13 protein-coding genes and 1 pseudogene are annotated in these 14,008 nt (G+C 63.7%); 8 read left to right on the top strand and 6 right to left on the bottom strand.

All coding sequences use genetic code 11. The features are described from left to right. Nucleotides 1–166 (top strand): annotated as a pseudogene (locus QD408_RS25655) (IS110 family transposase); the annotation flags it as partial. Nucleotides 167–327: 161 nt separating this feature from the next. Here QD408_RS25655 and QD408_RS25660 read toward each other — a convergent pair. Then, nucleotides 328–1,221, bottom strand: coding sequence for an SDR family oxidoreductase (locus QD408_RS25660; RefSeq protein WP_414141220.1), 894 nt, complete (start codon nt 1,219–1,221; stop codon nt 328–330). 122 nt (nt 1,222–1,343) lie between these two features. Between QD408_RS25660 and QD408_RS25665 the strand changes: the two genes are divergently transcribed. Further along, a complete protein-coding gene (locus tag QD408_RS25665) occupies nt 1,344–1,760 on the top strand; it encodes a winged helix-turn-helix transcriptional regulator (protein WP_088683283.1) in 417 nt (138 codons plus the stop codon). Here the strand turns inward: QD408_RS25665 and QD408_RS25670 are convergent. From QD408_RS25670 to QD408_RS25685, 4 genes are all read right to left on the bottom strand, one after another. Further along, entirely contained in the window at nt 1,757–2,974 is a 1,218-nt protein-coding gene (locus QD408_RS25670) for an MFS transporter (protein ID WP_414141221.1), read from the bottom strand. The two genes, QD408_RS25665 and QD408_RS25670, sit on opposite strands and share 4 nt — an antisense overlap. A gap of 77 nt (nt 2,975–3,051) precedes the next feature. Next, nucleotides 3,052–3,675 (bottom strand): TetR/AcrR family transcriptional regulator, encoded by a 624-nt coding sequence (locus tag QD408_RS25675; RefSeq protein ID WP_414141222.1) that lies wholly within the window; start codon nt 3,673–3,675, stop codon nt 3,052–3,054. A 59-nt stretch (nt 3,676–3,734) separates the two neighbouring features. Continuing rightward, on the bottom strand, nt 3,735–4,652 hold the full coding sequence (locus QD408_RS25680) for a GNAT family N-acetyltransferase (protein ID WP_414141223.1): 918 nt from the start codon (nt 4,650–4,652) through the stop codon (nt 3,735–3,737). A gap of 228 nt (nt 4,653–4,880) precedes the next feature. Next, on the bottom strand, nt 4,881–5,600 hold the full coding sequence (locus QD408_RS25685; protein ID WP_414141247.1) for an aspartate/glutamate racemase family protein: 720 nt from the start codon (nt 5,598–5,600) through the stop codon (nt 4,881–4,883). A 153-nt stretch (nt 5,601–5,753) separates the two neighbouring features. On the opposite strand from QD408_RS25685, the gene QD408_RS25690 reads away from it, so the two are divergent. The 3 genes from QD408_RS25690 (at nt 5,754) to QD408_RS25700 (ending at nt 8,349) form a co-directional block, all read left to right on the top strand. Next, nucleotides 5,754–6,218, top strand: a complete 465-nt coding sequence (locus QD408_RS25690) for an Lrp/AsnC family transcriptional regulator (protein ID WP_088683323.1) — start codon at nt 5,754–5,756, stop codon at nt 6,216–6,218. Between the two features lie 172 nt (nt 6,219–6,390). Continuing rightward, entirely contained in the window at nt 6,391–6,906 is a 516-nt protein-coding gene (locus QD408_RS25695) for a BA14K family protein (protein WP_414141224.1), read from the top strand. Between the two features lie 177 nt (nt 6,907–7,083). After that, a complete protein-coding gene (locus QD408_RS25700) occupies nt 7,084–8,349 on the top strand; it encodes an NAD(P)/FAD-dependent oxidoreductase (RefSeq protein WP_414141225.1) in 1,266 nt (421 codons plus the stop codon). Between the two features lie 651 nt (nt 8,350–9,000). Here the strand turns inward: QD408_RS25700 and QD408_RS25705 are convergent. Next, entirely contained in the window at nt 9,001–10,047 is a 1,047-nt protein-coding gene (locus tag QD408_RS25705; RefSeq protein WP_088683290.1) for an NAD(P)-dependent alcohol dehydrogenase, read from the bottom strand. Nucleotides 10,048–10,250: 203 nt separating this feature from the next. On the opposite strand from QD408_RS25705, the gene QD408_RS25710 reads away from it, so the two are divergent. From QD408_RS25710 to QD408_RS25720, 3 genes are all read left to right on the top strand, one after another. Next, a complete protein-coding gene (locus QD408_RS25710) occupies nt 10,251–11,159 on the top strand; it encodes an AraC family transcriptional regulator (protein WP_184467124.1) in 909 nt (302 codons plus the stop codon). A gap of 93 nt (nt 11,160–11,252) precedes the next feature. After that, complete coding sequence (locus QD408_RS25715; protein ID WP_414141226.1) at nt 11,253–12,311, top strand: glycosyltransferase family 2 protein; 1,059 nt, start codon at nt 11,253–11,255, stop codon at nt 12,309–12,311. Further along, complete coding sequence (locus QD408_RS25720) at nt 12,311–13,993, top strand: hypothetical protein (protein WP_414141227.1); 1,683 nt, start codon at nt 12,311–12,313, stop codon at nt 13,991–13,993. The genes QD408_RS25715 and QD408_RS25720 overlap by 1 nt, the downstream gene beginning before the upstream one ends. Nucleotides 13,994–14,008 lie beyond the last annotated feature (15 nt).

A 14,008-nucleotide genomic window follows, 5' to 3' on the forward strand; every position in this document is an offset into this window, starting at 1 on the left:
CGCCATCGCAGCCAGACACGATCCGCATCTGGCCGCCTTCCAGCAACGGTTGCAAAGTCAGGGCAAGCCGAAGATGGTCGTCCGTATTGCGCTGGCTCGAAAACTCCTGGTCATTCTCAATGCAAAAGCACGAGATGCGAGAAGAGAGTTCGAATATGCAACTTGACAACCCAGATAGTCGCTCATTCCTGTGCTCGTCACAGGAATCCAGCCACGGCGCGTCTGCGCCGTGAGTGACTCATCTGATGTGACGGGGGTAGTGCCCAGGATCGGAGTTGCTCCTCCATACAACAAGGCAGGGAGGAGCAAAGGACTCAATGGCCAGAATTACCCGGCCGCCGTCAGCGCAGCCTTGTGCGCCACGAAGAAATCCTTCAGCGGCTGTTGCTGCTTGCCCGTCAGCTTGGCGAAGTCTCCGGTGACGATCGCGAATTTGCCGGCGCGGGTGTTGGCGTCGGCGGAGACCAGCATGTCGGCGATGAAGCCGGGGAGGCCGGCGCCGCGGATGCCCTGGCCGAGCTGCTCGTCCGTGACGTCGACCACGTCGAGCGGCTTGCCTGATGCTTCGGAGACGGCGGCGGCGATCTGCCGGTTGGTCAGCAGCTCGGTGCCGGTCAGCGTATAGGTGATGCTTTCGGAGGCGCCGGCGGCAAGGGCCGCGGCGATCGCCAGGGCGCAGTCGTCACGCGAGATGGTCGCGATCTTGCCGTCGCCCGTGGCGGTGTACCATTTGCCGCCCTGCAGGTTGTGCGGCATCGCGTGCAGGTAATTGTCGTGATACCAGGCATTGCGGAAGATCGTATAGGCGACGCCGCTTGCCTTGACGGCGTTTTCGCTGCCGAGGTGATCGGGCGCGAAGACGACGAGCGAATCGTCGGGCGCTGGCATCGAGGTGTAGGCGATGTGCTTGACGCCTGCCTTGGCGGCAGCGGCGACGGCAGCCTTGTGCTGGACGAGACGCTTGCCGGGAGTGTCGAGCGCATCGGTGCTGATGATCAGCAGCCGGTCGATGCCGGCGAAAGCCTTCTCCAGGCCGGCCGCGTCATCGAAATCGGCCTTGCGGGTGACGACGCCCTTGTCTGCGAGAGCGGAGAGCTTCTCGGGGCTGCGCGTTGCCGCGACGATCCTGCCGGGGGCGACCTTGTAGGTCTCGATGAGGTGATGGATGACACGCTGGCCGAGCTGTCCGGCGGCGCCGGTGACCAGGATGGTTTCGCTCATACGTCGTTTCCTTCTGCGTTTAATGATGGTCTCAAAAAGAGACTAACACTAGAATAGGAATTGACTTCGCGGTGTAAAGGAGGCAGTTTTTCGGCTGCAAGTTACCAAAAGGGAACCAGCAGATGAGCGGCGAGGTCCTCAGCCTCAAGAACAGGATGCCGGGAATGCGGCGCGAAATCGATCTCGCCGGCCTCGATTTTTCCAACTGCCCGGTCCGGGACATGATGCAGCATATCGGCGGCAAATGGTCGACGCTGCTGCTTGAGGTGCTGGCGGCGCAGCCTTGCCGGTTCGGCGAGTTGCGGCGGCTGCTCCCCGATATCTCGCAGCGCATGCTGACGCAGACGCTGCGCGACCTGCAGAGGGACGGTTATGTCAATCGCGAAGTGTTCCCGACCAAGCCGCCGAGCGTCGAATATTCGATGACCGATCTCGGCCGCTCGCTCTACCAGCCGCTGTCGCAGCTTCTGAACTGGGCGGAGATGAATCACGAAGCGGTGCGTGACGCCCGCCTGCGCTTCGATTCCGACAACAGTTAGAGTGGCTTGCTGCCGCGCCCTTCCGTCAGGAACAGCAGGAAGGCGAGCGCCGGGAAGGCGAAGCCGATCCAGGCGGTCATCGTCCAGCCGCCGGTGGCATAGGCCCAGCCGCCGAGCGCCGAGCCGAGCGCGCCGCCGGCAAAGAAGGTGGCCATGAAGAGGCCGTTCAGCCGGCTGCGGTGTTCCGGGTTCAAGCCATAGATGGCACGCTGGCCGCAGACGAGATTGGTCGTGACGCCGAAATCGAGCGTGATGGCGGCCACGGTCAGAAGGATCAGGGCGGTGAGCGAGCCGTCGCTTGCGAAATGGCTGATCAGGAAGGAGGCCATGCCGAGGAGCATGGCGATGGTCGAGGCGATCTTGGTCATGCCGCGATCGGCAAGCCGGCCGGCAATGGGCGAGGCGATGGCGCCGGCGGCACCCGCAAGCGCGAAGAGGGCGATGCCGTTCTGCGTCAGGCCGAAGGCCGGGCTTGCGAGCAGCAGCGGCGTCGTCGTCCAGAACAGGCTGAAGGCGCCGAACATGCCGGCCTGGTAGAGCGCCCGGCGCTGCAGCACGCGCGAGGTCAGCGCCAGATGCGCCATCGAGGCGAGCAGTTCGTCATAACCGAGCTTCGTCTTCGGCAGGCGGACCGGCAGGTTGGCGCGGAGCACGATGGCGAGCACGAGCATCAGCGCCGCCGTGACGTAATAGACCATGTGCCAGGAGGACGCCTCGGCGACGAAGCTTGCGAAGGGCCGCGCCAGCATGATGCCGCAGAGCAGGCCGCTCATGACATTGCCGACGACCTGGCCGCGCGTGGCGTCCGGCGCCATGTTCGCGGCGAAGGGCACGAGCACCTGGACGGCGACCGACGATAGGCCGATGCACAGCGAGGCGGTGAGGAAGGCGGCCGGTGTCGAAGACAGTGCCGCGCCGATCAGCGCCACGGCGGAGACGGCGATCAGCAGCAGCACGAGACGGCGGTTTTCCGTGAGGTCGCCGAGCGGCACGATCAGCAACAGGCCGAGGCCGTAGCCGATCTGCGTCAGCGTCACGATCAGGCCGGTGGCGGCAGGGGAAAAGCCGAGTTCGGCGCTGATCGGGCCGGCAAGCGGCTGGCCGTAATAGAGATTGGCCGCCACCAGCCCGCAGGCGGCGGCGAAAAGGAAGGTGAGCCAGGGAGATAACGCTCTTGGAATGGCTTTGTCAGTCGCGGCGGCTGAAATGCTCATCGGAAACTCCGGTATTCAAAGATTGGGAGGAATGATTTCAAATCGTATTGCTGCCGGCCACCCGTTTCCCGAGGGCGTCACGTCACCAGCTTCATCGCGGCTTCGGCTGCGGCGGCCATTTCCTCGCCGCTGCGCCCCGTCTTGCCGATGACGCGCATGCCCTTGGTCAGGCAGAGAAGCGCAAGTGCGGCGGCCGCGCTATCGATATCGGCGGAAATCGAGCCGTCGGATTGGCCGAGGCGGATCAGGTCGGCGAGCAGCGTCTCATCGGTCATGAAGGCGGTGGCGACGCGTTCGGCCGCTTCGCTGTCGAAGAGGGCGAGATCGCCGGCGCTGCCGACAACGAGGCAGCCCTGCCTGCCGGTCTCACCGTGGGAGGAGGAGGCGAAGAAGGAGACGAGTGCTGTGAGCTTGTCGCGGCCGGTTTCGGCGCGGGCGAGTTCGGCATCGAGCAGGCCACGGCGCACGGCGCGGTAGCGGTCGAAGGCGGCGAGGAAGATACCGCGCTTATCCCCGAAGGCCTTGTAGACGCTGCCGGAGGCAAGGCCCATGGCTTCGGTGAGTTCGCTGATCGAGGCGGCATGGTAGCCGCGCTCGGAAAAGACGCGAAGGGCGGCGTCGAGCGCCGCCTCCACGTCGAATTCGCGTGGGCGGCCGCGTCCGCGAGGGCTTGCGTCGGTTGAAGGGGGCGCAATGGTCATGTCGCAGAATTAGGAAATGTTCGTTTCCAAATCAAGCGAAATTTCTGCGATGCAGCAAATCAGAGCGTGAGAACCCAGTTCTGGCCGTTTGCCTCGGGGCCGAACATCTTATGTCTCTCCTCGGAGACAAGGCGGAAGCCAGCCTTGAGGTAGATGGCGCGGGCGGTATCCAGCATGTCGTTGGTCCAGAGCGAAAGCTCGCGATAACCCTTCTGCCGGGCGAAACGGATGCACTCGTCGACCAGCAGCTTGCCGAGGCCGAGGCCGCGGGCTGCCTTGTCGACATAGAGCAGGCGCAGCTTGGCGATGCCGTCGCCGCCGTTGGTGACGAGGATCGAGCCGACATTGACGCCGCCGCGTTCGGCGATCCAGCAATATTCGAGCGCCGGATCGAAGTTGGCGAGGAATTTTCCGGCGACCTCGGCGACCAGCGCCTCGAAGCGCAGGTCCCAGCCATATTCCTCGGTATAGAAGCGGCTCTGGCTCTGGACGATCCAGCCGATATCGCCGGCGCGGTGGGCGCGGATGATGGCGGGCGCCGGTTTTGCCGTGGGGTCGAGCAAAGCGCGGATCGTGCCCATGGCACGCACCGCCGCTTCCGGCTCGCCGATCGCGAGCGTGTCGAAACGGGCGGCGATCTGCGCATTGGCGCGCCGTCCGAGTTCCTCGAATTGTTCTCGTCCCTGATCGGTGACATTTATGATCTGGCTGCGCAGATCGGCCGGATCGGGACTGGTTTCGATCAGTCCCTCGGCGCGGAAACGCTTGAGGATGCGGCTGAGATAGGCCGGATCGAGATGCAGGTCGCGGGCAAGTGCCGTGGCGCTGACGCCGTCATGCGAGCCGATCTCGAAGAGGATGCGGGCATCCGTCAGTGTGTAGGGCGAGTCGAGATAGGCCTTGTTCAAGAGGCCGAGGAAATTCGTGTAGAAGCGGTTGAAATCGCGGGCGGTTTCGATGAGGGCGATGTCGGGCATGATGATCTCCAAAGGGAGATCTCGCTAGGTTGGTGACAAGGCCCGCCAACTCCTCTTTCGTCATGCTCGGGCTTGTCCCGAGCATCTGCCTTCGGTCGATAGGGCAGCAGATCCTCGGCACAAGGCCGAGGATGACGTCGAGCAAGGATGAGGCTTGCCGACAAGCCGACAAAGATCTCCTGATAGAGACCTTTCTCATGTATTTAGTTGACTGAGTCAACTAAATTGTCAGGCCGCTTCCTCTTCCACTTCTTCCTCCGCGCCAAGGGCGAATTCCACCGCGGCCCGGGCATGGATCGTCGTGGTGTCGAAGCCCGGCAGCGGCAGGCGGTTGGGGTCGAGGATCAGGCAGATCTCGGTGCAGCCGAGGATGATGCTGTCGGCGCCGTGCTCCATGGCGCGGTCGATGATGTCGATCAGTTTTTCGCGCGAGCTGTCGTGCACCCTGCCGGCGCAGAGCTCGTTGAAGATGATGTCGTGCACGGTGGTGCGGTCGGCGGCGTCCGGCACCATGATGTCGATGCCATGGCCCTTCATGCGCTCGGCGTAAAAGCCCTGCTCCATCGTGTAGCGGGTGGCAAGCAGCAGCGGCCGCTTGCGGCCGGCCGCATGCAGCGATTTCGCCGTCTCGTCGATGATGTGGATCAGCGGTACGGAAATCTTCGCCGCGACCACATCGGCGATCAGGTGCATGGTGTTGGTGCAGATGAGGACGCAGCCGGCGCCGGCGATCTGCAGGCGCAAGGCCACGTCGGCGAGACGGCGGGCGGCGCCATCCCAGTCGCCGGCCTTCTGAAGAGCGACGATCTCCTCGAAATTGACCGAATGCAGGATGAGCTCGGCCGAGGCGAGGCCGCCCTTGCGGGCGCGCACCATCTCGTTGACCAGGCGGTAATAGACCGCCGAACTTTCGAAACTCATGCCGCCGATCAGGCCGATCGTTTCCATCTCTTCATGCTCCATGTTTCAACTCTCGAAAATGATGCCGCAATGCCGGCGCGGTGTGTTTGCGTTGTTTGTCCTTTGGGTGATGTATGTGCTATGAATTTGCGCAGTTTGATGAAATCGCGCAAATGCAGCGCGCATGCTGGGCTTCACACGATGCTTGATGATCGCGATAGACGGATTCTCGACACGCTGCAAAGGGATGCGGGCATCTCCGTGACCGATCTTGCCGAGCGCGTGGCGCTTTCCGTCTCGGCCTGCTCGCGGCGCATCCAGCGGCTGGAGGAGAGCGGCCATATCGCCCGGCGCATCGTCGTGCTCGACCGCGAGAGGATGGGCGTGCCGACGACGGTCTTCGCGCTGGTCAAGACGGCGCATCATTCCGACGAATGGACGGAGAGCTTCCGCAGGATCATCGCCGACATTCCCGAGATCGTCGAGGCGCACCGGCTGACCGGCAACCACGATTACATCCTGAAGATCGTGCTGCCGCGCGTCGAGCATTACGACGTGATCTACAAGCAGATCGTGCGCAAGCTGGAGCTCTTCGACGTCTCGGCGTCGATCTCCATGGAAGAATTGAAGCATGGAATGGCGATACCCGTGGGTTACGCCAGGTGAAGGGTGCCACGCCGGAAAAACAAGGTTGGATTGCGGGAAAGCCGATCGTCCTCAGCGCCATCGACAGCGATTAATTTATCTCGATACGGAACGTTTTTCGATATATTATGTTCACCTTTGGTTCAGGAGGAGGGGAGGATATTCCTCCTCTTGGAGGAAGAGGAGAACAGTCATGAGAAAGCTGAGCGTCGTCGCGTTATGCTTGATCATGGGTGCCCCCGGCATTACGCCGGCTCAGGCGTTTCCGGCGATCAACCCACCCAGGATCGAAGCGCAGCAGCAGATAGAGCATGTGCAGTGGCGTGGCCGAGGCGGCCACTGGGGTGGCGGCTATTACCGCGGCGGGTATCACGGCCACCATCACAATGGATCAGGCTGGGGCTGGGCTCTCGGCGGTCTGGCCGTCGGCACCATCATTGGCGGCGCGCTGGCGCAGCCCTATTACGGCTCGTATTACGGTTCACCCTACGGCTATTACGGCTCGCCCTACCGCTACTACGGCTCGCCGTATCGCTATTATGGCGGATATTATGGCCGGCCGTATCGGGCCTATGCGTCGTCTGCCTATTATGGAAGGGGCGGCAGCCACGAGAGCTGGTGCTATGCCCGCTACCGCTCGTACCGGGCCTACGACAATACCTTCCAGCCCTATCATGGCCCCCGCCGCCAGTGCGTCGGTCCCTATTGATCGGCACTGACGCATCCGCGCTGTGAACTGGTTCCAGGCCGCCCAACGTCTTGCACGCCGTTGGACGGCCGTTTTCGGCTGCGATCGGCGCAGGGGAGGCATGCCGAAACAGCGGTTGCAACCTTCGCGGCGAAGGCCAAATTGGCTTTTGGCAAAATGGCGCAGAAGGGGCAGGTCATGAGCGATCATCATGTCGTCGTTGTCGGCGGCGGTTTCGGCGGGCTGCAGCTCGTCAACGGGTTGAAGGGTGCAGGCGTGAGGATCACGCTCGTCGACCGGCGCAACCATCATCTCTTCCAGCCGCTGCTCTATCAGGTGGCGACGACCATTCTCTCCACCTCGGAAATCGCCTGGCCGATCCGCCGCCTCTATGCCGACCGGCCCGACGTGACCGTGCTGCTCGGCGAGGTCGCCGATGTCGACAGCGGCGCGAAGACGGTCTCGTTACGCAACGGCATGACTCTGGGGTACGACACGCTGGTGCTGGCGACCGGGGCGACGCATGCCTATTTCGGCCATGACGAATGGGAGCCGGTGGCGCCCGGCCTGAAGACGCTGGAGGATGCGACGACGATCCGCCGGCGCGTGCTCCTTGCCTTCGAGAAGGCGGAGATGGAGGCCGATCCCGCTGTGCGCGACGCGCTGCTCACCTTCACCATCGTCGGCGCCGGGCCGACCGGTGTCGAGCTTGCCGGCATCATCGCCGAGCTCGCGCATTTCACCCTGCCGAAGGAATTCCGCAACATCGACACGCGCAAGACCCGCGTCGTGCTGGTCGAGGCCGGCCCGCGGGTGCTGCCGACTTTCGCCGAGGAGCTTTCGGCCTATGCGCAGCAGGCGCTGGAGAAGCTCGGCGTCGAGGTGCTTCTCGGCAAGCCGGTGACGGAGTGCGGCGCTGACGGCGTACAGATCGGCGCGGCCTTCATCCCGAGCCGTACCATCGTCTGGGCGGCCGGCGTCACCGCTTCGCCGGCCGCCCGCTGGCTTGACGTGCCGGCCGACAGGGCAGGGCGCGTGGTCGTCGAAAAGGATCTGAGCGCGCCCGGCCTTCCGGATGTCTTCGTCATCGGCGACACCGCCTCGGTCCTGCGCGAGGATGGCAAGCCGGTGCCGGGCATCGCGCCCGCCGCCAAGCAGCAGGGCGGCTACGTCGCCAAGGTCATCCGCGCACGCCTCTCGGGCAAACCGGCGCCCGCGCCTTTCCGCTACCGACACCAGGGGAGCCTCGCGACGATCGGCCAGAGTGCCGCGATCATCGATTTCGGCCGGATCAAACTCAAGGGCTGGATCGCCTGGTGGATCTGGGGCATTGCCCATATCTACTTCCTGATCGGCACCCGCTCCCGCTTCTCCGTCGCCTGGAGCTGGCTGTGGATCTACTTGAGCGGCCAGCACAGCGCCCGGCTGATCACCCAGCGAGAGACGATGCGGGAGGAGGGGTAGGGTGCTGACGGGTGGCGTCAGGTCATAGGCGCCACACGGCAAACTCTTCTCCTCCGTCATTCCTGTGCTCGTCACAAGAATCCAGCCACGGCGCGTTTGCGCCGTGAAGGAGTTGCCGTTACGAATAGAGTCTCCTGCGCCCAAGGACTTGGGCTTGCTGGATCCCTGTGACATCCCTCGGATCAAATCCGAGGACAGGGATGAGGGTGGGTGGGGTGACGTCTGCGCTAGATTTCTAGCGCAGACGATTAAGTTTAACGGGCGGGAGTATCTGCTGCGGTTGCGGGGGGAGTGTGTAGGTCCCTTTCCTCAGCATCGGCGAGGAGAAAGGCAGCGGAGGCGAACCACACATCTCTTCTCCCCGCTGGGGAGAAGGTGCCGGCAGGCGGATGAGGGGGCTGCACGGCACAGCCTTCATTGCCTTTTGCTTTCACTCAGCACAACAACAAATGTTCTGCCGTGTGGCCCCCTCATCCGACCCTACGGGCCACCGACCGGGGTCGAGCCGCGGGTCTCGACCCGTCCTTCGGACCCCCGCTGGGGAGAAGAGGGAGCCAGCCGGACCACGGTCATCCCATATTAGGTTTCCCGTTCTGGCGCGGCCAATCTTGAGGTAAAAAGGCGACCCTTTCGAGCCGCCTTTCATTATCCTCAGGCCGCCAGCGAGGCGATGTCGATGACGAAGCGGTAGCGGACGTCGCTTTTCAGGACGCGTTCATAGGCTTCGTTGACCTGGTCGATGTTGATCTTCTCGATTTCGGAGACGATGTTGTGCTTGCCGCAGAAATCCAGCATTTCCTGGGTTTCCTTGATCGAGCCGATCATCGAGCCGGAGATGCTCTTGCGGCCGGGGATGATCGCGAAGGCGTGCACGGGGATCGGGTTCTCAGGCGCGCCGACGACCACGAAGGAGCCGTCCACCTTGAGGAGGCCGAGATAGGCGTTCCAGTCGATCTCGGCGCTGACGGTGCAGATGATGAGATCGAAGGTGCCGGCGAGCTTGGTGAAGGTTTCCGGGTCGTTGGTGGCGTAATATTCCTTGGCGCCGAGCTTCAGACCGTCTTCCTTCTTGGAAAGGCTCTGGGACAGAACCGTGATATCGGCGCCCATGGCCGAACCCAGCTTGACGCCCATGTGGCCGAGGCCGCCCATGCCGACGATCGCGACCTTCTTGCCGGGGCCGGCATTCCAGTGGCGCAGCGGCGAATAGAGCGTGATGCCGGCGCAGAGCAGCGGCGCGGAGGCATCGAGCGGCAGGTTGTCCGGGATGGACATGACATAGCCCTCCTTGACGACGATCGAGTCGGAATAGCCGCCCTGGGTGCGCGTCTTGCCGTCGGCTTCGAAGTCATTGTAGGTGCCGCTGAGACCCGGCATGTACTGTTCGCGGTCGAGGTCGCGCTCGGCGCAGCCGATGCAGGAATCGACGAAGCAGCCGACGCCGACGCGGTCGCCGACCTTGAACTTGGTGACGGCCGAACCGACGGCCGTGACGATGCCTGCGATCTCATGGCCGGGCACGATCGGATAGACGGCGTTCTTCCATTCGTTGCGGACGGTGTGGATGTCCGAATGGCAGATGCCGGCGAACTTGATGTCGATGACGACGTCATCGGGGTTCGGGTTGCGGCGCTCGAAGGTGAAAGGGGTCAGCGGTTTGGAAGCGTCGGTGGCGGCGTAGCCTCTTGCAATAGGCATGGGAACCTTCCTTTTCGTTCTGGGAGGGGTTGAGCGGGATGACGGACTATTGCCCGGAACGGCGGGAGAGGGTTAGAGCGATCCTCTCAGCTTTTTGCACGATCCTGCAAAAGTGAGGCGCCTATCTGTTTGCGAAACGGCCGAGGCACTCTAGATAAGAGCGGTATCGACGGCGTCGGACAATCGACAGAAAGAGTTGCCGCATGACCTTGCCCTTCAGCCCCTATCAGGAAATCGTCGACATCGCGATGCGCTTTGCGCCCGGCGACGGTGAGTTCTCGACTGCCATCGGCAATCTTCATGTCAGCCGCCGGTCGAAGCCCAGCGATCCGCTGCACAGCAGCTACCGGCCTTGTTTCGCCTTCGTGCTGCAAGGGGCCAAAAGCCTGCAGCTCGGCACGGAGCAGATCAGCTATGGCACCGGCGATTATCTCCTGACCTCGCTCGACCTGCCGGTCGCCTGGCGGGTCACGGAGGCGAGCCCCGAGGTGCCGCATCTCTGTCTCGGGCTGGCAATCGATTCCGAGAAGCTGCTGGAACTGCTCAGCCGCATCGACGTTCCGCGCCCGGCCGCCCATACCGACGGGCAGCGCGGGATGGTGGTGAACGTCGCGCCGCCGGAGCTGATGGATGCCGCCGTTCGCCTGCTGCGCTTGCTCGATCGTCCAGGCGATATTCCCGCCATGGCGCCGCTGATCGAGCAGGAAATCCTTTACCGGGTGCTGACCGGGCCGCACGGTGCGCGGCTGATCAACATCGCCACGGCAGACAGCCACAGCAACCGGATCGCGCGCGCCGTTGCCTGGCTGAAGGAGAATTTCGCGCGGCCGCTGCGCATCGAAGACCTTGCCGAGCGGGTCAATATGAGCGTGTCGTCCTTCCATCACCATTTTAAGTCGGTGACGGCAATGACGCCCGTGCAGTACCAGAAGCAGCTTCGCCTGCACGAGGCGCGCCGGCTGATGCTGGTGGAGCGGCTCGATGCCGGCACGGCCGGCCACCGCGTCGGCTATCAGAGCCCGTCGCAGTTCAGCCGCGAATACAGCCGCCTCTACGGGGCTTCGCCGGCCCGCGATGTCGACGGCGTGCGCGAGATCATCGCGGCGGAATAGCGCCGAGGGCACCGGCATCGGCCGGCCATTAAAGGATGTTTGACGTTTCCCGGCTAGGCTGGCGCCAACAATCCAGCAGGCACCGCCGTCCGCATGACGCAAGCACCGTTACTTTCCATCGTCGCGCCTTGTCATAACGAGGAAGAGGGCCTGCGCGAATTCTGCCGCCGCGCCGCCGCTGCCGCGCGGAGCGTCGCGGGCGACGCCTTCGAACTCATTCTCGTCGACGACGGCTCGTCGGACGGCACCTGGGAAATCATTTCGGATCTGGCTGCTAATGTGCCTGAGGTGCTTGGGGTTCGCCTCCTGCGCAATCATGGCCACCAGCTGGCGTCGACGGCGGGACTTTCGGCGTCGCGGGGCGAGCGCGTGCTTCTGATCGACGCCGATCTTCAGGACCCGCCCGAACTGCTGTTGATGATGATGCCGATCATGGAGCGCGGCGCCGATGTCGTTTACGGCCAGCGCACGCGCCGCGAGGGCGAAACCTGGTTCAAGCTCGCTTCCGCGTCGCTCTTCTACCGCACGCTCTCCAGGCTCGCTTCCGTGACCATCCCGCGCGATACCGGCGATTTCCGGCTGATGCGCCGGCGCGTCGTCGATATCCTGCTGGCGATGCCGGAGCGCGATCGTTTCATCCGCGGCATGGTCAGCTGGATCGGCGGCAGGCAGGTGGCTCTTCCTTATGAGCGGGATGCGCGTTTTGCCGGCACGACGAAATATCCGCTGCGCAAGATGATCAATTTCGCGCTCGATGCGATCACCAGCTTTTCGACGACGCCGCTGCGGATCGCCACATGGCTCGGCATGATCAGCGCCGGCGTTGCGGTCGCCTTGCTCGTTTATACCTTCGTTCGCTGGCTTGAGGGAGAGACGGTCACCGGCTGGTCGTCGATCATGGCGGCTGTCAGCGCCTTCAGCGCCATCCAGCTGATCTGCATTGGCATTATCGGCGAGTATCTCGGCCGTCTGGTGCAGGAAAGCAAAAGGCGGCCGATGTTCATGATCGAGTCCATCCTGCGCGGCAGCGAGCATGCCGAGCTGCCGGCCGCTTTTTCGGAGATGAGCGCCGATGACAAGCGCGCCGCGCTGGACGCGCTCCTGGCATCCGACAAGCAGCAGCGGCCGCAAAAGAACAGCCGGATCGGCTGATGGACCGGATCGCCACGTCCGACGCGGTCGCAGCCATGCCCGATGCATCTGCCGTCAGGCAGGATTCCACCATCGCGATCGCCGTATTCGTCGCACTTGCAGCGGCTCTGGTCGTGCTGTTTCCTTTTCCGCCGATCCTCGATTACGCCAATCATTACGCCCGCATCTGGCTGCTTTCCGGCGGCATCGGCGAGCAGCCTTTTCCCGAGATCTATGCGGTCGACTGGAATCGCACCTTCACCAATGTCGGGATCGACCTGCTGGCCGTCTGGGTAGGGCCGCTCGTCGGCGCCGACAGGCTGGCGCGGGCATTGCTTTTCCTGGCGATCGTGCTGCCGCCGCTGGGGGCGGTCGGCCTGCACCGAGCGCTGTTCGGCGGCCGGCACTATTGGCAGATCGCCATGCTGTCGCTTGCCTGGTGCGCCACGATGGCCGGCGGCTTCATCAATTTCCAGATCGGTCTCGGCATGGCCTTGTTCTTCGCCTGCGCCGATCTGCGGCTGCAGCGCGGGAATCCCGCCATGCTTTTTGCCTGGCGTCTTGCCGCCGCGCTGCTGCTGACAGTGATGCACATCTTCTCGCTCGGCTTCTATATGGCTGTTGTCTGCGGCCTCGAATTTTCCTGGCGCATCGACATATTGCGGTCGAAGGCGGGGTTGGCGAGGCTCGCCGGCCGCCTGGTGCTGGCGCTTGGCGCCTGCATCCTGCCGCCGCTTGCGCTCTATCTCCGCACGGCCGCCTTGCCGGATGCGGGCGGAAGCGGGCTCGGCCTCGTCTGGAACGACGGTATCGTCCTGATCGTCATGAACCTGCTCTCTGCCGTCACCACCTATGTGCCGCTGGTGGACGTGGTGCTCGTTCTGCCGCTGATCCTCATCTGCACGCGGGCTGCGCGCGCCGGCGACATCCGCATTCATGCCGGGCTTGCCGTCGCCGCCTGCGGCTTGCTGCTTCTCTCCATAGTTTCGCCTCGCCACATGCTCGGCACCGGATGGATCAGCTGGCGTTTTCCGATCATGACGGCGCTCGTCGCCATGGCGATGATGTGCCCCTTCGCCAACCTGACGCGCCGGCGGGCGCTGCTGTTGGCGCTCGTCGTCAATCTCGCCGTTTTCGGTCGAACCGGCTGGATCGGCTGGAACTGGTGGCTGGCGCAGAAAGACGCCGCGGCCGTCGAGGCCGTGCTGAAAAAGGTGCCGGCCGGCGCGGCCGTTCTGCCTCTGGGGCATGAACCCCGAACGGTCAGCGACCTTGCCCAATCCAACCGGTATTTTGCCTGGGGGCTGGATACGTTCCGGCATCTGCCGACGCTCGCCGTGCCTTTCTCGCATGCTTTCGTGCCGACGCTCTTCACGGCAAAGGGCAAGCAGCCGCTCTCCGTTCTGCCGCCCTGGTCCGAGATCGCGGTTCCCGAGGGCAACCTGCCGCCGATCGGCGTGCTGTCCTGTCCGGCAATGATGCGGGAATACAGAGAGTTTACGCCTTACCTGTCGGACTGGCGCAACCGTTTCGACTTCGTCCTCGTCGTCAACGCCGATATCCCCGACCGCGCGCTCGGCGCCTTCATGCCGGCGGGGCTGACGCTGATCGAGGATGCCGGTTTCGCCAAGCTCTACGCGATCGACAAGGCAGCGCCGGCGGAGCCTGCCTCCATCCCCGTCGGCTGCGCCGTGGTGTCATAGGGCCAGGGCGTTGCA

Source organism: Rhizobium sp. BR 249 (assembly GCF_047445895.1).
Classification (GTDB): Bacteria; Pseudomonadota; Alphaproteobacteria; order Rhizobiales; family Rhizobiaceae; genus Rhizobium.

Excerpts from the sequence above, each read along its gene's own strand:
- QD408_RS25660 (WP_414141220.1), bottom strand. The coding sequence starts at position 1,221 with ATGAGCGAAACCATCCTGGTCACCGGCGCCGCCGGACAGCTCGGCCAG.
- QD408_RS25665 (WP_088683283.1), top strand. The coding sequence starts at position 1,344 with ATGAGCGGCGAGGTCCTCAGCCTCAAGAACAGGATGCCGGGAATGCGG.
- QD408_RS25670 (WP_414141221.1), bottom strand. The coding sequence starts at position 2,974 with ATGAGCATTTCAGCCGCCGCGACTGACAAAGCCATTCCAAGAGCGTTA.
- QD408_RS25675 (WP_414141222.1), bottom strand. The coding sequence starts at position 3,675 with ATGACCATTGCGCCCCCTTCAACCGACGCAAGCCCTCGCGGACGCGGC.
- QD408_RS25680 (WP_414141223.1), bottom strand. The coding sequence starts at position 4,652 with ATGCCCGACATCGCCCTCATCGAAACCGCCCGCGATTTCAACCGCTTC.
- QD408_RS25685 (WP_414141247.1), bottom strand. The coding sequence starts at position 5,600 with ATGGAAACGATCGGCCTGATCGGCGGCATGAGTTTCGAAAGTTCGGCG.
- QD408_RS25690 (WP_088683323.1), top strand. The coding sequence starts at position 5,754 with ATGCTTGATGATCGCGATAGACGGATTCTCGACACGCTGCAAAGGGAT.
- QD408_RS25695 (WP_414141224.1), top strand. The coding sequence starts at position 6,391 with ATGAGAAAGCTGAGCGTCGTCGCGTTATGCTTGATCATGGGTGCCCCC.
- QD408_RS25700 (WP_414141225.1), top strand. The coding sequence starts at position 7,084 with ATGAGCGATCATCATGTCGTCGTTGTCGGCGGCGGTTTCGGCGGGCTG.
- QD408_RS25705 (WP_088683290.1), bottom strand. The coding sequence starts at position 10,047 with ATGCCTATTGCAAGAGGCTACGCCGCCACCGACGCTTCCAAACCGCTG.
- QD408_RS25710 (WP_184467124.1), top strand. The coding sequence starts at position 10,251 with ATGACCTTGCCCTTCAGCCCCTATCAGGAAATCGTCGACATCGCGATG.
- QD408_RS25715 (WP_414141226.1), top strand. The coding sequence starts at position 11,253 with ATGACGCAAGCACCGTTACTTTCCATCGTCGCGCCTTGTCATAACGAG.
- QD408_RS25720 (WP_414141227.1), top strand. The coding sequence starts at position 12,311 with ATGGACCGGATCGCCACGTCCGACGCGGTCGCAGCCATGCCCGATGCA.